Origin of the sequence: Roseburia sp. AM16-25, from assembly GCF_003473825.1 — a bacterium.
Lineage (GTDB): Bacteria > Bacillota > Clostridia > Lachnospirales > Lachnospiraceae > Pararoseburia > Pararoseburia lenta.
In genome coordinates this window covers 21,187-44,932 of record NZ_QUCW01000001.1, presented here as the reverse complement: position 1 = coordinate 44,932, position 23,746 = coordinate 21,187, and the positions used below count along the sequence as shown (strand labels likewise).

Here is a 23,746-nt window from a genome sequence, read left to right as displayed (position 1 = left end):
TTCAGGCTATGGGTATAGTAGAAAGGAAGAAGACAAATGAGTAATGGATGGAATACTTTTGTGACAGATTTCCGGTTTGTCTTTATACAGGACGATAGATGGAAATCCCTGTTTCAAGGTTTAGGGAATACGCTTGTGATCACATTTTTTGCGGTTATGATCGGTATTGTCTTAGGGGCGATCGTTGCAACCGTGCGCACGACTTATGACAAGAACAACGGAGATATGAAAAAGAGAAATCCGGTCGGATTTTACATATTGAGCATTGCTAATGTCATCTGTAAGTTATATCTGACAGTGATCCGTGGAACGCCGGTGGTTGTGCAGCTTATGATCGCATACTTTATCATATTTGCCACTTCCAACAATTCTACGGCTGTGGCTGTCTTTGCTTTCGGTATCAATTCCGGTGCTTACGTGGCAGAGATCATCCGTGGAGGTATCATGTCGATCGACGAGGGACAGTTCGAGGCAGGACGTTCCCTTGGCTTTAATTACGGACAGACCATGATCTATATCATCATCCCGCAGGTATTCAAGGTGGTACTTCCTACCTTATGTAATGAGTTTATCGTACTTTTGAAAGAGACTTCGGTTGCAGGTTATGTGGGTATCATGGACCTGACCAAGGCGGGCGACATCATCCGCGGCAGAACTTTCTCCGCATTTTTGCCATTGCTGGGCGTGGCAGCGATCTATCTTGTTATGGTCGTTATTTTGACTGCCTTAGTGGGATGTCTGGAAAGGAGTTTGCGTAAGAATGAGCGATAAGAATGTATTGATCCAGGTCACAGACTTAAAAAAACATTATAACAAAGGGGAGATCAAGGCGCTCGACGGTGTATCTTTAGAGATTGACCAGGGCGAGGTTGTTGTCATCATAGGTCCAAGCGGAAGCGGGAAATCTACCTTGCTTAGATCCTTAAACCTTTTGGAGGAACCAACCAGCGGACAGATCCTTGTGGATGGCGTGGATATCACCGATCCAAAGGTAGACATCAATGTGCACAGACAGAAGATGGGCATGGTCTTCCAGCATTTTAATCTTTTCCCCAATATGACGGTGCTTCGCAATATGACCATCGCACCGATGAAACTTTTGCACAAGTCAAAGGGTGAGATTGAGGCAAAGGCGATGGAACTGCTTCGTATGGTAGGCTTAGAAGATCGTGCCGATGCCTATCCGAGCCAGTTGTCCGGCGGACAGAAACAGCGTATTGCTATCGTGCGTGCTCTTTGCATGGAACCGGAGATCCTTTTGTTTGACGAGCCGACTTCTGCCTTAGACCCGGAAATGGTCGGAGAAGTCTTGGATGTTATGAAAAATCTGGCAAAGGAAGGCATGACCATGGCGGTCGTTACCCATGAGATGGGATTTGCCAGAGAAGTGGCAAGCCGCGTAGTCTTTATGGATGCGGGAACCATTGTGGAGCAGAATACACCGCAGGAGATCTTTGAACATCCGCAGAGTGAACGTTTACAGAACTTCCTGGCAAAGGTTCTCTAAAAATAAAAAAAGTATAAACGAATTCGAAAATTATCGTAAAAGGCACCCGGGTAGTATTGCTTTTGCCATTTAGGTCAAATATAATGGATGAGGTAATACCTACGCGAGTGGAGGATAAAATGAACGAAAACAACAATGGTTCACAGCAGGGTGGACCGAATAACAATAATAACAACAAAAAACGACAGCCGATCATGCTCTTTGTGCTCTTTGCACTGATCGCCATGTTTATCACCAGCCTTCTATATAGCAGTGCAGGCTCCAGTACGACAGAGGCGATCACCTATTCCAAGTTCCTGGATCTGGTAGAGAAGGATCAGGTCAAGTCGGTTGTCTTTGACGGCGATCAGATCAACATCAAACTGGTAGATGGTGCCAAGGTGGGATCAGACTCTCAGACCGCGTCCATCCAGGCACAGTTATATAAGGAGAGTACAGGGCAGGATCTGACGATCACCTATTACACCGCTTATATCTCTGATGCAGACCTCCTTCCTTTATTAAAGGAACATGATGTGGAGATCGACGGAGAGATCTCAGACTCTACGGCAGTGATCATTTACAATGTCCTGAGTTTTGTTATCCCGATCGTACTCTTATGGATACTCATGTCCTTCCTTATGAAGCGCATGGGCGGCGGAGCCATGGGTGTTGGCAAGTCCAATGCCAAGGTCTATGTGGAGAAGTCTACCGGTGTGACTTTCAAGGATGTTGCCGGACAGGATGAGGCAAAGGAATCCTTGCAGGAAGTAGTAGATTTCCTGCACAATCCTCAGAAATATACCTCGATCGGTGCCAAATTGCCAAAGGGCGCACTTTTGGTCGGACCTCCCGGAACCGGTAAGACTTTGCTTGCTAAGGCAGTAGCCGGAGAAGCGGGCGTGCCGTTCTTCTCTCTGGCAGGATCCGATTTCGTGGAAATGTTCGTCGGTATCGGTGCTTCCCGCGTCCGTGATCTTTTTAAAGAGGCACAGAAGGCTGCACCGTGTATCATCTTTATCGATGAGATCGATGCCATCGGTAAGAGCCGTGATTCCCGCTATGGCGGTGGCAATGACGAGCGTGAGCAGACTCTGAATCAGTTATTAGCAGAAATGGATGGATTTGATACTTCTAAGGGACTTTTGATCTTAGCGGCTACCAACCGTCCGGAAGTTCTGGATAAGGCATTGCTTCGTCCGGGACGTTTTGACCGACGCATCATCGTAGACCGTCCGGATCAAAAAGGACGTCTGGAGACCTTAAAGGTACATGCCAAGGATGTGGCTATGGATGAGACGGTAGATCTGGATGCATTGGCACTGGCATCTGCCGGACTGGTAGGATCCGATCTTGCCAATATCATCAATGAGGCTGCCATCATCGCCGTAAAGCATGACCGTAAGTTTGTCAACCAGAGCGACTTGTTTGAGGCATTTGAATTAGTTGCTGTCGGCGGTAAAGAGAAAAAAGACCGCGTCATGAGTGACAAGGAGCGCAAGATCGTTTCTTATCATGAAGTAGGGCATGCGCTTGTTTCCGCTTTGCAGAAGAACACCGAGCCGGTACAAAAGATCACGATCGTACCGCGTACCATGGGTGCTTTGGGCTATACCTTACAGACTCCGGAGGAGGAGAAGTTCTTAGAGACCAAGGATGAACTGCTTGCCAAGATCACCACCTTTATGGGTGGGCGTGCAGCAGAACAACTCGTATTTGAGTCTCCGACCAGTGGTGCTTCCAACGATATTGAGAATGCGACCAGCATTGCCAGAAACATGGTGACACGTTTTGGTATGTCTGATAAGTTTGGCATGATGGGATTGGCAACGGTGGAGAACCAGTATCTGGAAGGCAGAGCCTCCATGACTTGTGGCGAGCGTACCGCGGCAGAGGTGGATCAGGAAGTCCTTCGTATCGTGACCGAGTGTTACGACAAGGCGACCGATCTTTTGGAAGAAAACCGCGAGATCTTAGATAAGATCTCAGACTATCTCTACGAGCATGAGACCATCACCGGTAAGGAATTTATGAAGATCTTCCGTGACCTGAAGGGACTGGATGACCCGGAGGAAAAGAAAGAGGATACTTCTGCTGAGACAGTAGAAGAGATCGACGACAAAGATTTATTTGTGGAAGAGTAAAGAATATGGATTTTTCGATTGAAGAAGAATTAGCAAAACTCCCGGATTCTCCGGGAGTTTATATTATGCATGATGCCAAAGAAGCCATCATCTATATTGGCAAGGCAAAGTCTCTGCGCCATCGCGTGCACCAGTATTTCCAGCCCAGCCATGATGAGGGTATCAAGAAACAGCGCATGGTGCAGCAGATAGCCTATTTTGAATATATTGTGACGGATTCGGAATTGGAGGCACTGGTCTTAGAGTGCAATCTGATCAAGGAGCATCGCCCAAAGTATAATACTATGCTTCGTGACGATAAGACCTATCCGTATATCAAAGTGACGCTGGGAGAAGCTTACCCCAGAGTCCTTTTTTCGCGTCAACTGAAAAAGGACAAGGCAAAATATTTCGGACCTTTTACCAGCGCGGCGGCTGTCAAGGATACCATTGATCTGGTGCAGAAGATCTACCATCTGCGCACCTGCAACCAAAAGTTCCCAGATAATTTCGGTAAGCGCAGACCTTGTCTGAATTACCATATGAAGCAGTGCCCGGGTGTCTGTACCGGCAAGGTTTCGGAGGAGGAATATCAAAAAAGCGTCCAGGGAGCCATTGACTTTTTGAACGGCTCCTATGGCGAGGTTGAGAAGATGCTGACCGAGAAGATGCAAAAAGCGGCAGCAGATATGGAATTTGAAAAGGCGGCAGAATACCGTGATCTGCTGGGGAGTGTCCGTGCCTGCGTGCAGAAGCAGAAGATTACCAATGCAAGTGAGATGGATGACAAGGACATCGTTGCACTGGCAAAGCAGGGGGAGGATGCCGTCGTACAGGTATTCTTTGTGCGGTCGGGCAAACTGATCGGACGCGAGCATTTCTTTATGAATGTGCGCATGGATGAAGCAGACGGGGAAGTTGTAACACGTTTCATCCAACAATTTTATGCCGGTACGCCGATCATTCCACGCGAGATCTTTTTACAGGAAGAGATCGAGGATGCCCGGGTGATCGAGCAATGGCTGACGGAGAAAAAAGGACAGCGTGTCTACTTGCGTGTACCGCAAAAGGGCATGAAGAATAAGATGGTGGAACTGGCAGAAAAGAATGCTGCCATGGTCTTAGCCCAGGATCGGGAGCGGATCAAGAAAGAGGAAGGTCGTACCATCGGTGCCTTAAAAGAGATCGCGGGACTGCTTGGCATGGAGCATCTAAACCGCATGGAAGCCTACGATATTTCCAATATCAACGGCTTTCAGACGGTTGGCTCCATGGTGGTTTTCGAAAAGGGAAAACCTCTGCGCAGTGATTATCGAAAGTTCAAACTCAAGACTATCACGGGACCGGATGACTATGGCTCCATGCGGGAAGTTCTGACCAGACGTTTTTCTCACGGTCTACAGGAACGGGAAGAACTGCGTGCCAAGGGAGCGGATGAATCGCTGGGCAGTTTTACGCGTTTCCCAGATGTTATCATGATGGATGGCGGACGCGGTCAGGTCAATATCTGTGAGGAGGTCCTGGCAGACCTGCATCTGTCCATACCGGTCTGCGGTATGGTAAAGGATGACCACCACAGGACCAGAGGTTTATATTTCCATAATGAGCTTATCCCGATCGACCGGACATCGGAGGGCTTTCATCTGATCACGCGATTGCAGGACGAAGCCCATCGTTTTGCTATCGAGTATCACCGGTCTTTGCGCAGCAAGTCACAGGTGCACAGTTTCCTGGATGATGTGGAGGGCATCGGACCGGCAAGGCGCAAGGCTCTGATGAAACGCTATGCCAGTGCGGATGAGATGCGAAATGCCAGTATTGAGGAACTTGCCGATACCCCATCCATGGATATGCGTGCAGCAGAAAAACTCTACCGGTATTTTCACGGAAGTGAGGCTGACCCTACTGTACAAAAATGAAAAAGTTGGTTACAATAACAGGAGTGGTTATATTGTGATTTGACGATAAAGGAGAAGGACTATGGAACCAATACAGGCAAAACTTTCCATCGTTGCAGACAAACTGCATTTAAAGAATTTTACAGAAGACCTCAATCTGGAGGAACATTTCGTATGCGTTGCGGATGTCAACCGTCCGGCATTACAGTTGAATGGATTCTATGAGCACTTCGAGGCAGACAGGATCCAGATGATCGGTATGGTAGAGCATGCATATATGAATAATAAGACCGCAGAGGAACGTGCGGAGATCTACCGCAAACTGCTTTCCTACGACATACCGTGTGTGATCTTTTGCCGTGGTTTCGTACCGGAGCAGTCTTTGATGGATATTGCACATGAGCGCAAGATCCCGATCCTGGGAACCGAGCGCGGGACATCCGAGTTCATGTCCGAGTTGATCTTTGAACTCAATGTACTTTTGGCACCGTGCACGACCATTCATGGTGTATTGGTCGATGTCTATGGTGAAGGACTTCTGATCACAGGAGAAAGCGGTATCGGAAAGAGCGAGGCTGCTCTGGAGTTGATCCGCAGAGGACATCGTCTGGTGGCAGATGACGTGGTCGAGATCCGAAAGACTAACGCCCACACTCTTCTGGGACGTGCCCCGAAGATCACCAAGCATCTGATCGAACTGCGTGGTATCGGTATCATCGATGTTAAGAGTCTTTTTGGTGTTGAGAGTATCAAGGAGAGCCAGAAGATCGATTTTGTCATCAAATTGGAAGACTGGAAAAAGGAAAACGATTATGACCGCCTGGGTCTTGAGGATGAGCATATGAACATCTTGGGTATTGATGTGGTATGTCATTCCCTGCCGATCCGTCCGGGACGTAATCTTGCCGTGATCTGTGAGACGGCAGCCGTCAACCATCGTCAAAAGAAGATGGGCTACAATGCCGCACAAGAACTCTACCGTCGTGTCCAGGACAATATCAGTCAGGGACAGGAGTAGTTTTTCGTTAGGCATGAAGTCTTAGATTTTGCATATATTATAAAAGATAGGAGTGTTTTATTTTGGAAAGAGCAAATGCATGGAAAAAGTATCAGGAAGAGGACAAGCGTCAGGCTGTCTATGATTTTGCAGACGGCTATCGCAAGTTCTTGTCAGAACACAAGACTGAAAGAGAGTGCGCAGCATTCTTTGAGGCAGAAGCAAAGCAGGCAGGCTTTGAAAATCTGGATGAGATCATCGCTTCCGGCAAGACCTTAAAGGCAGGAGATAAGGTCTATGCCATCAACAAGAAAAAGATGGTGGCTGCTTTTGTGATCGGCAAGCGTCCGCTTTCCGATGGTATGCGTATTTTAGGAGCACATATTGATTCTCCGCGTCTGGATCTCAAGCAGAATCCATTATACGAAGATACCGATATGGCACTTTTAGATACCCATTATTACGGTGGCGTCAAGAAATATCAGTGGGTGACCCTGCCACTGGCTTTACATGGTGTGATCGTCAAAAAAGACGGCAGTGTCATCAATGTATGCATCGGTGAAAAGGACGAAGATCCGGTATTCGGAGTCAGCGATCTTTTGATCCATCTCTCTGCAGAGCAGATGGAGAAAAAGGCATCCAAGGTGATCGAGGGAGAAGACCTCAATGTGCTGGTGGGAAGTATCCCGGTAGAGAGCAAAGAAGAAAAAGAATGTGTCAAGGCAAATGTCCTTCGTATTTTAACAGAGCAGTACGACATTGAGGAAGAAGATTTCTTATCCGCTGAGATTGAAGTGGTTCCGGCAGGAAAGGCTAGAGACTACGGCTTTGATCGTTCTATGATCATGGGCTATGGTCATGACGACAGAGTCTGCGCTTACCCATCTTTTAAGGCGATCGCAGAGGTGATGGACGTAGAGTACACCAGCGTCTGTCTTTTGGTAGACAAGGAAGAGATCGGATCTGTCGGTGCAACCGGTATGGAATCACGCTTTTTTGAAAATACGGTTGCAGAGGTCATGGCACTGACCGGTCAGACTTCTGAGTTGTTGCTGCGCCGTGCACTACGCAATTCCAAGGTATTATCTTCCGATGTCAGCGCAGCCTACGATCCAAACTATCCGTCTGTTATGGAAAAGAAAAATGCGGCTTACTTCGGCAGAGGTCTTGTCTTTAATAAGTATACAGGTTCACGCGGCAAGTCCGGTTCCAACGATGCAAGCGCAGAATATATGGCTGAAATGCGCAAAGTCATGGATGACGCAGATGTGTCCTTCCAGACCGCAGAACTCGGTAAGGTAGATGCAGGTGGCGGCGGAACAATCGCTTACATTCTGGGCAATCTGGATATGCAGGTCATCGACAGTGGTGTGGCAGTGCTCAACATGCATGCACCATGGGAGATCATCAGCAAGGTGGATCTCTACGAAGCATACAAGGGATATGTAGCATTTTTACACAACTAATATCTGACGGTTTATTATTTGACCATGGAGGAAAATAAATAATGGAAATCAAAAAGGAATTTCCACATATCAACTTTTTAGAAAAAGAGCCTATGAGCCGCCATACCACTTTTCGGATTGGCGGCCCAGCAGGGCTTTTTGCGTCTGTACAGGTTGCGGATGTGGCGCCATTGGTATCGTATTGCAAGACCCATGACATCCCGGTCACCATCTTAGGCAATGGCAGCAATGTCTTAGTGGGAGATCAGGGGATCGAGGGACTGGTCTTATCCTTTGGCAAAGAGGCGTCTGCTATCACGGTCGAGGGCAATCAGATTCGGGCAGAAGCGGGAGCGCTCCTGTCCCAGGTGGCTAATGCGGCACTGGAGCACGGATTGGGTGGACTGGCTTTTGCGGCAGGGATCCCTGGCACGATCGGCGGAGCCGTATGCATGAATGCCGGCGCTTATGGCGGAGAAATGAAGGATGTCCTGCAAGAGGTCAGAGTCCTGCGCGCAGACGGCAGGATCGAGAACTGGCATGCAGAAGATCTGGATCTTTCTTACCGGCACAGCCGCATGATGGAAGAAGGTGCCATCGTATTGTCTGCTACCATGAAACTGCACCCGCAGGAGACAGGGCAGATCAAGGCAGAGATGGATGATTACCGAATCAGACGACAGGCAAAGCAGCCGCTGGAATACCCAAGCGCAGGGTCTACCTTTAAGCGCCCGGAGGGCTATTTCGCAGGCAAACTCATCATGGATGCAGGACTGGCGGGCTACCGTGTCGGTGATGCCGCAGTTTCTGACAAGCATTGTGGATTTGTAGTCAATCTGGGAAAGGCGACGGCAACAGATGTGCGGGGGCTTATGCATGACGTATCAGACCGGGTCTATGCACAATTTGGCGTTCACTTAGAGCCGGAAGTACGATTTGTGGGTAACTTTTAAGAATCGCATGCAGGAGGCGATAAAGTATGAAATTATTGATATTAACGGGGATGTCCGGGGCGGGAAAGTCAACGGCATTCAAGATGTTGGAGGATCTGGGCTACTACTGTGTAGATAACCTGCCGATCCCGCTTCTTAAGAGTTTTATCGATCTGTCGGAGCAGCCTTCCGCCAAGGAGCAGAAACTGGTCGTCGGCATCGATATCCGAAGCGGCGAGTCCTTACATCTTTTACAGTCGGTCTTATCCGAACTGCGGCAGGATGGCAAGAAATACAGCATTCTCTTTTTGGATGCTGAGGATGAGGTACTGGTCAAGCGTTATAAGGAGACCAGACGGAATCACCCACTGTCCGGGACGGAGCGTATTCAGGCAGGCATCATCAAGGAGCGGGCAGCGATCGGATTTTTGAAAGAGGAAGCAGACTATATCATTGATACCTCACACCTTCTGACGCGCGAGTTAAAGGAGGAACTGCAAAAGATCTTTGTGCAGGAAGAAGACTTCCGCAGCCTTTTTGTGACGGTCATGTCCTTTGGCTTTAAGTACGGCATACCGGCGGACGCAGACCTAGTCTTTGATGTGCGTTTTCTGCCAAATCCATACTATATCGCGGAACTCAGACCCAAGACCGGCAATGACATTGAGATCCAGAAGTTTGTGATGGGCTACGAGGAGTCCCATATCTTTTTGGACAAACTGGTAGACATGATCGAGTTTCTGATCCCGAATTACATAAAAGAGGGCAAGAACCAACTGGTGATCGCGATCGGCTGTACCGGTGGCAAGCACCGTTCGGTCACACTGGCAAACAAATTGCACGAGCGCTTACTGGATGAAGATGCGATCGGCGTCAAGATCGAGCACCGCGACATCGGTAAAGATGCCTTGCGCGGAAAGTAGGAGGTTCCAATGTCCTTTTCAGCAGAAGTAAAAAAGGAATTGAGCCAGCATATCGACGGAAGCAGGCATTGCAGACTGGCGGAATTGGCGGCAATTCTCAGTCATGAAGGAAAACTTTTGACCCAGGGGAAAAAGACGATCCTTTCCATGGAATCGGAAAACCCGCTGGTGCAAAAAAAGTACTTTACTTTATTAGATAAAACAACTAATATATCTGAATATGGGGCTCATTTGGATGAGCAGGATGCAAAAGATGTCCTGACCATGGTAAAGATGTATAAAGAGAGGGAGGATGGCGTATCCATCCGCATGGACGTGGTAGATGGGCTGTTGTTACAGCAGACCTGTTGTCGTCGCGCCTTTATACGCGGTGCCTTTCTGGCAGCCGGATCCATCAGCGACCCCAACAAGAATTACCACTTTGAAATCGTTTGTAAGACAAGCCCACAGGCACTGCAACTGCAGGAGATTATGAAGGGTTTTGCAGTGGATGCAAAGATAGTAGAGCGAAAGAGACATTACGTAGTTTACTTGAAAGAAGGCGCTCAGATTGTTGACATGTTAAATGTCATGGGAGCCCATGTGGCTTTGATGGATCTGGAAAATGTCCGGATCCTGAAAGAAATGAGAAATTCTGTTAATCGAAAGGTGAATTGCGAGACGGCGAATATTACAAAGACAGTCAGTGCGGCTGTCAGACAGGTGGAAGATATCCAGTGGATCGAACAGACCAGAGGACTTGGTTCTTTGCCGGACAGTCTCAGAGAGATCGCAGAGGTACGTTTGGAACATCCGGATATGCCGCTCAAGGATCTGGGGCAGTTGCTGGATCCGCCACTGGGAAAGTCGGGCGTCAATCACCGCCTGCGACGCATTAGCGAGATCGCAGACAGGCATAGGGGATAGGAGGAACAATCGTGAGAAAAAACGTAACAATCAATATGACAGACAGTATGGAGTCCACACCGATCGCTCATCTGGTACAGTTGGCAAACCAGTTTTCCAGCAGTATCTATTTTGAGATGGACACGAAAAAGGTCAATGCCAAGAGTATTATGGGTATGATGAGTTTAGTCCTTACTGCGGGCGATGTCGTTACGATCGACGCTGAGGGCGAGGATGATGCAAAGGCAGTCGATGAGATCGAGAAGTTTTTGACAAAGTAGGATTTTTAGCATGAGCAAACGAGTTTTATTTTTGTTTAACCCGCGTTCCGGCAAAGGGAAGATAAAAGAGAATCTCGCAGACATCATTGATGTGATGGTCAAAGCCGGATATGAAGTGATGGTCTATACAACACAGTCTGCAGGCGATGCCGTGCAAAAAGCGCGCACGGAGGCAGGCAACTATGACAGGATCATCTGTAGTGGCGGAGACGGCACACTGGATGAGGTTGTCACCGGTGTTATGGCATCTGGCATTTCGGTGCCGATCGGTTATATTCCTGCCGGAAGTACCAATGATTTTGGTAATTCCCTGGGGATCGGATCAGATATGGTACAGGCAGCGCATATTGCTGCGGAGGGAAAGCCTTTCCCTTGTGATGTAGGCAAATTTAATGAAGATTATTTTGTCTACGTCGCAGCCTTCGGTATCTTTACCGAGGTGAGTTACCAGACCAGTCAGGATCTGAAGAATATGTTGGGGCATGCTGCCTATATCTTAGAGGGAGCCAAGCAGATCTGGGATATCCCGTCTTATCGTATGCAGGTAGAGTATGACGGCAATGTCTTATATGATGAGTTTATCTATGGCATGGTGACGAATTCCATGTCTGTAGGTGGATTTAAGGGGATCATTCCGGGCAATATCGCGCTGGATGATGGTGTGTTTGAAGTGACTTTAATCAAGACCCCGAAAAACCCGATCGAACTCAATGATATCGTTTGCTTTTTGACAGGGATTTCCAAGGATTCCAACCAGGTCTACTCTTTCCAGACCAACTTCTTAAAACTGACCAGCAGTGAAGATGTGTCATGGACTTTGGACGGTGAGTACGGTGGGAATCATCATCTTGTTGCCATCAGCAACTGTAAACAGGAAATGGAAATTATTGTTGAATAGATTTATAAATTGAGCTATAATGACTCATGGAGTGAAATTATATAGAAGAATGGAGGAACCGCTATGTTGGTATCTGCAAAAGAAATGTTGGACAAGGCTAAGGCTGGACATTACGCAGTAGGTCAGTTCAATATCAATAACTTAGAATGGACAAAGGCTGTATTGTTGACTGCTCAGGAGTTGAACTCTCCTGTCATCTTAGGTGTGTCTGAAGGTGCCGGAAAGTACATGACCGGATACAAGACAGTTGCAGCAATGGTAAAGGCAATGATCGAGGAATTGAATATCACAGTCCCGGTTGCATTGCATTTGGATCATGGTAGTTATGAAGGATGTTTGAAGTGTGTTGAGGCAGGCTTCTCATCTATTATGTTTGATGGTTCTCATTATGCAATCGATGAGAATGTTGCAAAGACAACAGAGTTGGTTGCTCTTGCACATAGCAAGGGAATGTCTATCGAAGCCGAGGTAGGATCTATCGGTGGAGAGGAAGACGGCGTTATCGGCATGGGAGAATGTGCTGATCCTAAGGAATGTAAAGCGATTGCTGATCTTGGCGTTGATATGCTTGCAGCAGGTATCGGTAATATCCATGGTAAGTACCCTGCAAACTGGGCTGGTCTTAGTTTTGAGACTTTGGATGCTATCCAGCAGTTGACAGGAGATATGCCACTGGTTCTTCATGGTGGTACAGGTATTCCGGATGACATGATCAAGAAGGCAATCTCGCTTGGTGTTGCCAAGATCAATGTAAACACAGAGTGTCAGTTATCTTTTGCAGCAGCAACAAGAGAATATATCGAGGCTGGCAAGGATCTGGAAGGCAAGGGCTTTGATCCTAGAAAACTTCTCTTACCTGGAACAGAAGCAATCAAGGCAACGGTAAAAGAGAAGATGGAACTGTTTGGTTCTGTAAATAGAGCTTAATATTTTTGATGGTACAAAGGTGTTCCGTATGTGTTTTTCATAGCGGGGCACCTTTTTGCTTATAAATAGTATGATTTATCAGATTTTTATGATATATTTGATAGAGTTGTGCTACAAGTGAAAGAAACGAGGAAGGAAAAGTATTATGAAAGAACAGGAATATTTCAACGTTGCTGATATCTTTGGCGAGAATGTCTTTAATGATTCTGTGATGCGTGAGCGTTTGCCAAAGAAAACCTATCAGAAGATGAAAGAGGTCATCAGTCAGGGCAGAGAACTGGACCCGGAAACAGCAGATGTTGTTGCTCATGAAATGAAGGAATGGGCGATCGAAAAGGGAGCAACCCACTATACACATTGGTTCCAGCCGCTTACCGGTGTGACGGCAGAAAAGCATGATTCTTTTATCACTGCGCCGATGTCCAATGGTAAGGTACTTATGAGTTTTTCCGGCAAGGAACTCATCAAGGGCGAACCGGATGCTTCTTCATTCCCGTCCGGCGGTCTGCGTGCAACGTTTGAGGCGCGTGGCTATACAGCATGGGATTGTACTTCTCCGGCTTTTGTCAGACAGGATGCCGCAGGTGCAACACTTTGCATCCCGACTGCATTTTGTTCTTATACAGGTGAGGCATTGGATCAGAAGACACCGCTTCTGCGTTCCATGGAAGCCGTCTCCAAGCAGTCTGTCCGCCTGCTCCGTTTATTTGGCAATACCACTTCACAGAGAGTTATGCCATCAGTCGGTGCAGAGCAGGAATACTTTATCGTAGACCGTGCCAAGTACTTACAGCGTAAGGATCTGGTCTACACCGGACGTACTCTTTTTGGTGCTATGCCGCCAAAGGGACAGGAAATGGATGACCATTATTTTGGCGCGATCCGTGAGAGGATTGCAGCATATATGCGCGATGTCAATATTGAGTTGTGGAAACTGGGCGTATCTTCCAAGACACAGCACAATGAGGTGGCACCGGCTCAGCATGAACTGGCACCGATCTATGCAGAGGCAAATGTGGCAGTTGACCACAACCAGTTGATTATGGAGACTTTGAAAAAGGTAGCCGGACGTAACGGTTTGCAGTGTCTGCTCCATGAGAAGCCATTTGCAGGCGTCAATGGTTCCGGTAAGCACAATAACTGGTCACTGGTTACCGATGATGGTATCAACCTTTTGGAACCGGGCAAGACACCACATGACAATATCCAGTTCTTACTGGTTCTGGCATGTATCCTGCGCGCGGTAGATGAACATGCAGACCTTTTGCGCGAGTCAGCAGCAGATGTGGGAAATGATCACAGATTGGGCGCAAACGAGGCACCTCCTGCTATTATCTCTGTATATCTGGGCGAGCAGTTGCAGGACGTATTGACACAACTCATTGATACCGGAGCAGCGACACATTCGATCTCCGGTGCCAAGTTGGAGACCGGCGTTAAGACTTTGCCGGATTTCATGAAAGATGCTACGGATCGTAACCGTACATCACCGTTTGCCTTCACAGGAAATAAATTTGAGTTCCGTATGGTTGGTTCTCAGGATTCTGTCGGCGAGCCGAATATCGTACTGAATACCATCGTTGCAGAGGCATTTGCGGATGTCTGCGATATCTTAGAGAAGGCGGAGGATTTTGATCTTGCCGTGCATGATCTGATCAAGCAGTTGGTGACAGACCATCAGCGCATCGTCTTTAACGGCAATGGTTATTCTGACGCATGGGTAGAGGAAGCCGAAAGACGTGGACTTCCGAATATCAAGTCTATGGTGGAGGCAATCCCTGCACTTACCACAGACAAGTCCATTGCCTTGTTTGAGCGTTTTGGCGTATTTACTAAGGCAGAATTGGAATCCCGTGCAGAAGTTGAGTACGAACTTTATGCAAAGGAGATCAATATCGAGGCTAAGACCATGATCGATATTGCCGGCAAGCAGATCATTCCGGCAGTCATCAAGTATGCGACAGAACTCGGTACTTCGATCAACACGATCAAGGCTGCCTGCGATGCAGATGTCAGCGTGCAGACCGAACTTCTGGTAGAGGTATCTGACTTATTGGCTGATACCAAGGTAGCACTTGCCAAGTTGCAGGAAGTGGTTGCAGAGGGGCTTACCATGGAAGAGAACGAGTCCAGAGCCAAATTCTATCACGATGAAGTATTTAAGGCAATGGAAGAGTTGCGTGCTCCGGTCGATGCATTGGAAATGCTGGTAGACAAGGAAGCATGGCCAATGCCTTCCTATGGAGATCTGATCTTTGAGGTATAAATGATCTTATAGAAAAAGAAAGACGGACAGAGAGGAATATGGTTATTCCAATCTGAGCCGTCTTTTTCATTGCGCATTTAAAAAATGGAAATAAAAAAAAGAACTTCATAAAGAAGTTCTTGAAACTGGCCCACAAGGATTCGAACCTTGAAATGACGGAGTCAGAGTCCGTTGCCTTACCATTTGGCGATGGGCCATTATGCCTTGTGTGAGCGACTTGTCTAACAGCAACTCAACAATGAACATTATATAGAAGGCGAAAAGAAAAATCAAGTCTTTTTTTCAAAAATTATAATTTTTTCTGCATCGTAGCCGTAGCGCACGTAATCACCCCAGGAAAGCAGGGCATTTCCGCTGGTTACGTTGGCAATCTCGGTTGGCAGACTGTCGTAAAGATCGGCATCGATGACGACATCCAGACGGACATCAGCGCCAAATTCACTTGCCGAAACGGGCACGGCATGTTCGCGTAGCAGATAGTCGATCTTGCCATAGGCATTGTAGTCACTGGTGATGGTGAGTTCCCGACCAAGACGCTGCTCAACCAGGACACTGGCATCCAGTCCTGCCTTGGTTGCTCCCTGATAGGCGCGTACCAAGCCTCCGGTACCAAGTAAGACGCCGCCGAAATATCGGGTCACAACGACAACGATATTGTAGACGGAAGCGGACAGGAGGACATCGAGCATAGGCCGTCCTGCGGTCTGCGCCGGTTCGCCGTCATCGGAGCAACGCATAATTTCCTGTTTGCTGCCAATGATATAAGCATAGCAGTTATGCCGCGCATCCCAGTATTCCTTTTTCTTGGCTGCGATGAAGTCCAGTGCCTCCTGTTCTGTTGCAACAGGTGCGACACTGGCGATAAAGCGAGATTTCTTTTCGACGATCTCGCCCACGCCGCCCTGATATAGTATTTTCGTGCATTCTGCCATGCCTGTCTCTCCCACACATTTTTCTTTATTATATATGAAGTTTTTGGTATAATAAAGTAGATTTGTTTAAATTCTGACCAATACCCATGCCTGTATATCTTTTGGGCAGGCATGGTAAGTAAAGGAGAACGATATGAACTACGGTAAAAAAAGTGCACAAAAGCAAAGTGCTAAACTTTCGAGCAAACGTGCCAAAAATAAAAAGAGATTCGGCATTACCTTTATTAAGACCATTTTGGTATGCATTCTCTGCATCATCGCTGTCGGACTTGTGGCAGGCGGTCTGTATGCAGTCAAGTTGATCAAAGAGTGCCCGGATATTTCAGAGGTCAATATTTCCCCGAATGGATTTTCCACGACAGTCTTGGATTCAGCGGGAAATGAGATCGAGACGCTGGCAGCCTCCGGCTCCAACCGTACTTATGTGACAATCGATGAGATCCCCAAGGACTTGCAGCATGCCTTTGTAGCGATCGAGGACGAGCGATTTTACAAGCACAATGGTATTGATCTGCGTGGTATTATCCGTGCAGGCTTTACCGGTATCATCAGTGGCGGTGAGAAGATGCAGGGTGCATCGACCATCACCCAGCAATTGCTGAAAAACAACTATTTTACAACGTGGACAAAGGAAGCCACACTCTTAGACAGTGTCAACCGTAAGATCCAGGAGCAGTATCTGGCAGTCCAGTTGGAAAAGGTAGAAGATAAGGATACGATCCTGGAAAATTATCTGAATACGATCAACTTAGGACAGAATACCCTTGGAGTTGAGGCAGCATCGGAGCGTTATTTCAATAAGTCTGTCTCCGAACTGACCTTGTCCGAGGATGCGGCGATCGCAGCAATCACGCAGAATCCGTCCAAGTACAATCCGATCACCAACCCGAAGGACAATGCGTCCAGACGTAAAAAAGTCCTCAAAAAGATGTTGGATCTGGGCTATATCAACCAGTCGGAATATGATGAAGCCTTAGAGGACAACCTTTACGATCGTATCCAGATTGTGAATGCGCAGAATGAATCCAGTGCAAGCACTTCTTATTTTGTAGATGCGCTGACGGATGAAGTGGTAAATGATCTGGTAGACCAAAAAGGCTATACAGAGGCGCAGGCTTATCAGATGCTTTATAGTGGCGGTCTGACCATCAACTCTACGCAGGATAGCAATATCCAGACCATCTGCGAGGAAGAAGTCAACAACAATGCAAACTATTCAGATCATGTGCTTTATTCTTTCTCTTACCGTTTGACGGTGACGAAGAAGGACGGCACTTATCAGAATTACAGTGAGCAGACCATGCTGACCTACTATCAGGCGCAGAATCCGAATTATGATATTAACTTCTCTTCACAGGAAGAATGTGATCAGGCGATTGAACAGTATAAGTCTGAGATCATGGAAGAAGGCGATACGATCGCCGAGGGTGGCGAGACGATCACTTATACTTTACAGCCACAGGCTGCCATTTCCGTGATCGACCAGGCAACCGGACATGTGGTTGCTTTAGTAGGCGGTCGTGGCGACAAGACAGCCAGCAAGACGCTGAACCGTGCAACCAACATTACACGTCAGCCGGGATCCTGCTTCAAGATCATCGGTTGTTATGCGGCAGCATTGGATGCCGGCGGATTGACCCTTGCCAGCGTGCAGGATGATGCACCGACCAGTTATGCAAATGGTACGCCGCTTCACAACTACGACAATCGCTATCGTGGCTTTACCACGATCCGTGATGCGATCATATCTTCCATGAATGTCGTGACGGTCAAGAACCTGACCCAGATCGGTACCGGACTTGGCTTTGAATATGCAGAAGCCCTTGGTATTTCTACTTTGGAACCGGGAGACAACAACCAGACCTTATGCCTGGGCGGTCTGACCCATGGTGTTACGGATCTGGAACTTACGGCATCTTATGCAACGATCGCAAATGGCGGAGACTACAACAAGCCGGTATTCTATACACAGGTTTTGGATCATAACGGCAATGTGATCTTGGACAATACACAAAATACTTCCAAGGAAGTGTTAAAGGATACGACGGCGTGGCTTTTGACCAATGCCATGCAAGATGTTATCACATCCGGTACAGGTTCCGGTGCGGGACTTTCCAATATGCCGACGGCGGCAAAGACCGGTACGACGACCAAGAACCGTGATACGGTATTTGCAGGCTACACGCCATATTATACAGCGGCAGTCTGGGGCGGCTATGATGACAATACGGAGCAGACTTATACCGCATATGCCAAACTGATCTGGCATTCAGTCATGCAGCGTATCCATGAGAACCTGCCTCGTAAGGAGTTTACACAGCCATCCGGTATTGTGACGGCGCAGGTATGTAAGAAGTCAGGTAAACTGGCGATCGAGGGTGTCTGCGATGCGGATCCGAGAGGCTCTATGGTTTATACCGAGTATTTCGATAAGGATTCTGTACCGAAAGAGACTTGTGACCATCATGTCAAGTTAGACATCTGCTCTGCCTCCGGTCAGATCGCCGGAGAGTATTGCCCAGTTGAAAATCGTGTGCCGACGGTATTCATCATCGGTGGTACGGCGGAGACAGAAGACGGACCATATCTGATCACGGAAGAAGCATTGAATACGGTATGCAGCGTGCATACATCTTCCGGCAGCACAAGCGATGGTTCCACAAGTGATGGAAGCGTCAAGCCGACGGTTGAGGGAACCATTACTGACAATAAATCACAGACTGACACTTCGGGAGGGGACAACAGCTCCGGCAGCAGTTCGGGCGGTTCCTCCGGTGGCTCGTCAGGTGACGGTAGCACAACGCCGAGTACAACACCATAAAAAAGAAAGAACGCCAGCAGCGGTATAGCGAATATGCCGTTTCTGGCGCTTTTTGTGGGTGATTGTCCGTGGCTCAAAACAGATACATTTACCTTATCTCTATTTTGTGTTATTTTATAATGGACTAGAAAAATGATGAGAGGGCGAAAACAATGTATGCATTACATAGCCGTGTAAGATATAGTGAGGCAGATGAAAAAGGCAGATTGTCTGTATCGGGCATTATGAATTACTTGCAGGATTGCTGTACCATGCAGGCGGAAGATCTGGGCGTGGGCTTATCCTATCTGGCAGAGCATCATATTGGCTGGTTTGTGACATCCTATCAGATTAAATTATTAAAGGACATGCCGATGGTGGGTGAGTCGATCGTGGTCAAGACTTGGCCGTATCGTTTTCGCGGTATGCTGGGATATCGTAATTTTACGATCGAGGATCAGGCGGGACGGGTCTATGTCCAAGCCGATTCCTTGTGGATTTTGATGGATCTGGATAAATTATCGCCGGTACGTCTGCCACAGGAAATGCTGGATGCCTATACGATTGATCCGCAGTTAGAGGGTGAATGGAACCTGCGCAAGCGTAAATTGCCGGATACTATGACCAGAGTCTATGACTTTACTGTGACCAAGTTGCATCTGGATACCAACCATCATATGAACAATGCCCATTATGTTGAGGCGGCGAGAGAGTGCCTGCCGAGAGGACAAAAGATAAGCCAGATTTATGTGGAGTTTCGCAAATCAGCAGTCTTATCAGATCAGGTTATCTGCTACAGTGTGCAAGAGGAAAATCAGCGTGTGGTTGCTTTAGAAAACGAGGAAAAAGAATTGTTTGCGGTTGTTGAATTTACAATCAACAACAAATAAGAAAGGAAATGCAATGAAATTAGGATGTATGCAGACCTTACGGGTCATAAAAAAAGTAGATTTTGGTGTCTATCTGGCGGATAAGGATCAGGCGAAGGCAGAGGAGAGAGTCCTACTTCCCAAGAAGCAGGTTCCGGACCAGACCATAGTCGGTGACGAGATCGAGGTCTTTCTTTACCGGGATTCCAAAGATCGTATGATCGCGACAACGACGCATCCATTTATCACCTTAAATGAGATCGCGGTTCTTACAGTGAAAGAAGTGGGACGTATCGGTGCTTTTTTGGATTGGGGCTTGGAAAAAGACTTACTGCTTCCGTATAAGGAGCAGACCAGAAAGGTGCATGAGGGTGACGAGATCTTGGTACGCCTTTATATTGATAAGAGCAATCGTTTATGCGCCAGCACGCGCGGTATCTATGAAAGCCTGTCCACCAATCCACCGTATCAGATCGGTGATGAAGTGGAGGGACGTGTTTATGAGTTCGGTCATGATTTTGGTACATTTTTGGCAATCGATGACAAATATTCAGCCATGATCCCGAAACATGAAGACACATCACATCTGCACTTAGGAGATGTGATCACGGTGGAGGTGACCGGCATCAAGGAAGACGGCAAACTGGATGTATCTATGCGTAAGAAAGCCTATATGCAGATGGATGATGATGCGGAAAGGATCATGGATCTGATCGAGTCCTATGCAGGCGTTCTACCGTTTACGGAAAAGGCAACACCGGAAATCATTTTCCGTGAGACAGGACTTAGCAAGGCTGCATTCAAACGCGCGGTAGGACGCTTATATAAGGAAAGAAGAATTCAGATCACGGACGGTAAGATCCGTAAAGCGGACTAAGTTTTTCTATACCATAGGATAGGAGTATGCTATAATAGCAAAAGACGTAAAAAAGGAGAGCCTGCACCTGACAGGTAGTCCATTAGAAATAGAAAGGAAGTAGTGCATTATGAAAAAAGTAATCGCAACAGATAAGGCACCGGCAGCAATCGGACCATATTCACAGGCAATCGAAGTAAACGGTATGGTTTATACATCAGGTATCATCCCGGTAGATCCTGCTACAGGCAATATCCCGGAGGGATCCGTAGCACAGGCAGAGCAGGCATTCTTAAATATGAAAAATCTGCTGGAGGCAGCCGGTACAGACATCAGCCAGGTAGTAAAGACAACTGTATTCATTAAGGAAATGAATGATTTTGGAGCGATCAACGAAGTTTATGCAAAATACTTCACAGAGCCATATCCAAGCCGCAGTTGTGTAGAAGTGGCAAGACTGCCAAAGGATGTTATGCTTGAAATCGAAGCCATTGCCTTGAAATAAGAGAAGTTTATAATTGTAGAAGGAAAAAAGAAAAGAACCCTTAGCGGTTCTTTTCTTACACTTGTTATAGAATTGTAAGGATCCGATCAGACGCGCAGATCGATGTTCTGACCGATACCATTTATAGAAGCCTCTGAAACAGGGGTTGGCATAGAAGACAGAGAAGCGGCAAGAAGATCACCGGCAGATGTGGCAGTATCCAGTTGCTTGCTTAACATGGCAATGCCGATCTGTTGTAAGGCGCCGGTATCTGATATCATACCGGAAGAAACAGGTGTAATATTCATGACAATTCCTCCTTCCTATGCGATAGACCATGTATATCTATGGAATATTCTGTCATACTTAATTGTAGTATGACACATCAGGAAGAAAATGACAAGAGGAGATAAAAGGAGAAGAAAAATGTATGACGTAATTATAATAGGAAGTGGTCCGGCGGGACTGGCTGCGGCTATTTATGCAAAACGTGCGGCACTCGAGACTTTGGTTCTGGAAAAGACACCTCTGAGCGGAGGACAGATCATCAATACCTATGAGGTTGATAATTACCCGGGACTACCGGGGATCAGTGGCATGGAATTGGGACAAAAGATGCGTGGACATGTCGATGCGGAAGAAGCAGAGGTCAAGACTGCGACGGTGACTGCCATTGAAGACAAGCAGGATCATAAAGTTGTCCATACCAATCAAGGAGACTTTGAGACAAGGACGGTCGTGCTTGCCATGGGAGCATCCCATAGACAGTTGGGAGTTCCCGGAGAGGAAGATCTTTGCGGTATGGGCGTATCTTACTGTGCAACCTGCGATGGGGCTTTCTTTAAGAACCGGGATGTAGCTGTGGTCGGTGGCGGCGATGTGGCACTCGAGGATGCACTTTTTCTGGCAAGGGGCTGTCGCAAGGTATACTTAATCCACAGACGCGATGCTTTTCGTGGGGCAAAAGTCTTGCAGCAGCAGGTGCAGGCGAAGGAAAATATTGTCTGCCTGATGGATTCGGTTGTGGATCAGATCCTTGGTCAGGATATGGTGGAAAAACTGCATATTTCCAATACCAAGACAAAGGAGGCGACAGATCTGCCGGTGCAGGGCATTTTCATTGCTGTTGGCATCAAGCCGAATACAGATACCATACAGGGGCTGCCAAAGCGTGATGAGGCAGGTTATATCCTTGCAGCCGAAGATGGCGTGACGGATATACCGGGTATTTTTGTTGCAGGGGATTGCAGGACAAAACAACTGCGTCAGGTGATCACGGCGGCGGCAGACGGTGCCAATGCGATCACATCCGTGGAACATTATTTGAGCGAGACACACTAATGTCGCAATTTAGTAAGGGCGTGGACTTGACAGGTTGCGAACCCTTTGCTATAATGGCAAAAGTGATGTAACAATTTCGTAACAAATGTTTCACATGGAGGTTTACGATAACATGAGAAAAGATGGAAAGATCAAGATTTCATATGCGGTAGCAGCAGGTGTGCTTTTAGGCAGTGTGTCTATGACATCTCTTGCTTCTCCGGTTGCCGGTGTTGTAGGTATGGCATCTACAGACAGCGCAACGGTCGCATCTAATTCATATTCTACCTTGTCAGGTGTATCATTGACTTTGGCGAACATTTTATCCGATGCTTCAGCAGCAGCCAATAACACCAGTGATGTGGCAAGTAATGACACAACTACAGTTGAGCAGACACAGCAGTCTGAATATGCCAATGTAGCCATTGCACAGGTAGACAATTACGTTAATATCCGTAGCACCCCAAGCGAGGATGGCGATGTTGTCGGCAAGTTATACAACAAGTCAGCCGCTACCGTACTTGCTACTGAGGGAGACTGGTATCAGATCACATCCGGCAACTGTACCGGATATGTTAAGTGTGAGTTCGTTGTTGTCGGTGATGAGGAACTGGCAAAATCCGTTTCTACCAGACTTGCAACGGTTACCACACAGACTTTATATGTCAGAGAACAGCCGACAACGGAGTCTTCTGTTGAGGGTATGGTTCCGGAAGGAGACGACTTGGTTGTAACAGATGAGTCTATGGCTGATACAGGTTGGGTAAAGGTATCCTTATTAGATTATGAAGGCTATGTATCCTTAGAGTTTGTAACTTTGTCAACTGACTATGTAACAGCAGAGTCCAAGGAAGAAGAAGAAGCAAGACTTGCTAAGGAAGAGGCAGAGCGTAAGGCAGCCGCAGCCGCAGCCGCTGCATCTTCAAGAAAATCATCCGGTGGATCTTACTACACAGGTGGATCATCTTCCTATGCATCCCCAAGTGGTTCCGGCGGATCAGCAGTTGTAGGTTATGCATCCCAGTTCGTTGGCAATCCGTATGTTTATGGTGGATCTAGTCTGACAAACGGAACAGACTGCTCTGGTTTTGTTATGAGTGTATATTCTGCTTTTGGTGTAGGACTTCCTCATTCTTCCAGTGCTATGCGTAGCGTTGGTTATGGCGTAGATGTGAATTCTATGCAGGCTGGTGATATCGTATGTTACAGTGGACATGTTGGAATTTACACAGGTAATGGTACGATCGTAAATGCTTTGAATAGCAGTTCCGGTATCACATACACCAATGTAAACTACAGCCCGATCCTTGCAGTTCGTAGAATTTACTAATTTGCATATTAAGTTGGATTTAAGCCTCAGGCAAATGCCTGGGGCTTTTTATTGTCGTGTATGCCGAGCAAAATGTTCAGTATATATGGAGGGG

The 23,746-nt window shown here is 47.3% G+C and carries 21 protein-coding genes and 1 tRNA gene; 19 read left to right on the top strand and 3 right to left on the bottom strand.

Annotated elements, in window-relative coordinates; translation table 11 throughout:
* Positions 1-36 precede the first annotated feature (36 nt).
* From DW183_RS00225 to DW183_RS00165, 13 genes are all read left to right on the top strand, one after another.
* The gene (locus tag DW183_RS00225; RefSeq protein WP_118280058.1) at positions 37-771 is read left to right on the top strand and encodes an amino acid ABC transporter permease; all 735 of its coding nucleotides are present in this window, start codon (positions 37-39) and stop codon (positions 769-771) included.
* Positions 761-1,507, top strand: a complete 747-nt coding sequence (locus DW183_RS00220; RefSeq protein ID WP_118280055.1) for an amino acid ABC transporter ATP-binding protein — start codon at positions 761-763, stop codon at positions 1,505-1,507. Before DW183_RS00225 ends, DW183_RS00220 begins: the two co-directional genes overlap by 11 nt.
* Positions 1,508-1,626: 119 nt before the next feature.
* Positions 1,627-3,630: an ATP-dependent zinc metalloprotease FtsH gene (gene ftsH / locus DW183_RS00215; protein WP_118280052.1), complete on the top strand. Its 2,004-nt coding sequence runs from the start codon at positions 1,627-1,629 to the stop codon at positions 3,628-3,630.
* Positions 3,631-3,635: 5 nt separating this feature from the next.
* On the top strand, positions 3,636-5,528 hold the full coding sequence (gene uvrC / locus DW183_RS00210; protein ID WP_118280049.1) for an excinuclease ABC subunit UvrC: 1,893 nt from the start codon (positions 3,636-3,638) through the stop codon (positions 5,526-5,528).
* Between the two features lie 61 nt (positions 5,529-5,589).
* Complete coding sequence (hprK, locus tag DW183_RS00205) at positions 5,590-6,525, top strand: HPr(Ser) kinase/phosphatase (RefSeq protein ID WP_118280047.1); 936 nt, start codon at positions 5,590-5,592, stop codon at positions 6,523-6,525.
* A 62-nt stretch (positions 6,526-6,587) separates the two neighbouring features.
* Positions 6,588-7,970 carry an aminopeptidase gene (locus tag DW183_RS00200; protein ID WP_118280044.1) on the top strand — a complete coding sequence of 461 codons (1,383 nt, stop codon included), beginning with the start codon at positions 6,588-6,590 and terminating at the stop codon, positions 7,968-7,970.
* Positions 7,971-8,011: 41 nt separating this feature from the next.
* On the top strand, positions 8,012-8,902 hold the full coding sequence (murB, locus tag DW183_RS00195; protein WP_118280041.1) for a UDP-N-acetylmuramate dehydrogenase: 891 nt from the start codon (positions 8,012-8,014) through the stop codon (positions 8,900-8,902).
* 26 nt (positions 8,903-8,928) lie between these two features.
* A complete protein-coding gene (rapZ, locus tag DW183_RS00190) occupies positions 8,929-9,804 on the top strand; it encodes an RNase adapter RapZ (RefSeq protein WP_118280039.1) in 876 nt (291 codons plus the stop codon).
* 9 nt (positions 9,805-9,813) lie between these two features.
* Complete coding sequence (gene whiA, locus DW183_RS00185) at positions 9,814-10,710, top strand: DNA-binding protein WhiA (RefSeq protein ID WP_118280037.1); 897 nt, start codon at positions 9,814-9,816, stop codon at positions 10,708-10,710.
* A gap of 11 nt (positions 10,711-10,721) precedes the next feature.
* The gene (locus DW183_RS00180) at positions 10,722-10,970 is read left to right on the top strand and encodes an HPr family phosphocarrier protein (RefSeq protein ID WP_186853969.1); all 249 of its coding nucleotides are present in this window, start codon (positions 10,722-10,724) and stop codon (positions 10,968-10,970) included.
* Between the two features lie 10 nt (positions 10,971-10,980).
* Complete coding sequence (locus DW183_RS00175; protein ID WP_118280032.1) at positions 10,981-11,868, top strand: diacylglycerol/lipid kinase family protein; 888 nt, start codon at positions 10,981-10,983, stop codon at positions 11,866-11,868.
* Positions 11,869-11,931: 63 nt separating this feature from the next.
* Positions 11,932-12,795, top strand: coding sequence for a class II fructose-1,6-bisphosphate aldolase (gene fba, locus DW183_RS00170; protein ID WP_118280029.1), 864 nt, complete (start codon positions 11,932-11,934; stop codon positions 12,793-12,795).
* A 145-nt stretch (positions 12,796-12,940) separates the two neighbouring features.
* Positions 12,941-15,061: a glutamine synthetase III family protein gene (locus DW183_RS00165; RefSeq protein WP_118280027.1), complete on the top strand. Its 2,121-nt coding sequence runs from the start codon at positions 12,941-12,943 to the stop codon at positions 15,059-15,061.
* Between the two features lie 125 nt (positions 15,062-15,186).
* Here the strand turns inward: DW183_RS00165 and DW183_RS00160 are convergent.
* Both DW183_RS00160 and DW183_RS00155 read right to left on the bottom strand, forming a co-directional pair.
* Positions 15,187-15,258, bottom strand: a tRNA-Gln gene (locus DW183_RS00160).
* A 72-nt stretch (positions 15,259-15,330) separates the two neighbouring features.
* Entirely contained in the window at positions 15,331-15,993 is a 663-nt protein-coding gene (locus tag DW183_RS00155) for a YigZ family protein (protein ID WP_118280024.1), read from the bottom strand.
* A 133-nt stretch (positions 15,994-16,126) separates the two neighbouring features.
* Here DW183_RS00155 and DW183_RS00150 point away from each other — a divergent pair, with 133 nt between their 5' ends.
* The 4 genes from DW183_RS00150 to DW183_RS00135 all read left to right on the top strand — a co-directional run bounded on the left by DW183_RS00150 (position 16,127) and on the right by DW183_RS00135 (position 21,023).
* Positions 16,127-18,814: a transglycosylase domain-containing protein gene (locus tag DW183_RS00150; RefSeq protein ID WP_118280022.1), complete on the top strand. Its 2,688-nt coding sequence runs from the start codon at positions 16,127-16,129 to the stop codon at positions 18,812-18,814.
* Positions 18,815-18,966: 152 nt separating this feature from the next.
* Entirely contained in the window at positions 18,967-19,683 is a 717-nt protein-coding gene (locus DW183_RS00145) for an acyl-[acyl-carrier-protein] thioesterase (protein WP_118280019.1), read from the top strand.
* Between the two features lie 13 nt (positions 19,684-19,696).
* Positions 19,697-20,539 carry a CvfB family protein gene (locus tag DW183_RS00140; RefSeq protein WP_118280017.1) on the top strand — a complete coding sequence of 281 codons (843 nt, stop codon included), beginning with the start codon at positions 19,697-19,699 and terminating at the stop codon, positions 20,537-20,539.
* 109 nt (positions 20,540-20,648) lie between these two features.
* The gene (locus DW183_RS00135; RefSeq protein ID WP_118280015.1) at positions 20,649-21,023 is read left to right on the top strand and encodes a RidA family protein; all 375 of its coding nucleotides are present in this window, start codon (positions 20,649-20,651) and stop codon (positions 21,021-21,023) included.
* A gap of 86 nt (positions 21,024-21,109) precedes the next feature.
* On the opposite strand, the gene DW183_RS00130 is transcribed toward DW183_RS00135, so the two are convergent.
* Positions 21,110-21,310 (bottom strand): putative motility protein, encoded by a 201-nt coding sequence (locus tag DW183_RS00130; RefSeq protein ID WP_118280013.1) that lies wholly within the window; start codon positions 21,308-21,310, stop codon positions 21,110-21,112.
* Between the two features lie 118 nt (positions 21,311-21,428).
* Between DW183_RS00130 and trxB the strand changes: the two genes are divergently transcribed.
* Positions 21,429-22,343 (top strand): thioredoxin-disulfide reductase, encoded by a 915-nt coding sequence (gene trxB, locus DW183_RS00125; protein ID WP_243069474.1) that lies wholly within the window; start codon positions 21,429-21,431, stop codon positions 22,341-22,343.
* A gap of 112 nt (positions 22,344-22,455) precedes the next feature.
* Positions 22,456-23,652, top strand: coding sequence for a C40 family peptidase (locus DW183_RS00120; RefSeq protein ID WP_178011024.1), 1,197 nt, complete (start codon positions 22,456-22,458; stop codon positions 23,650-23,652).
* The last annotated feature ends 94 nt before the right edge of the window (positions 23,653-23,746 follow it).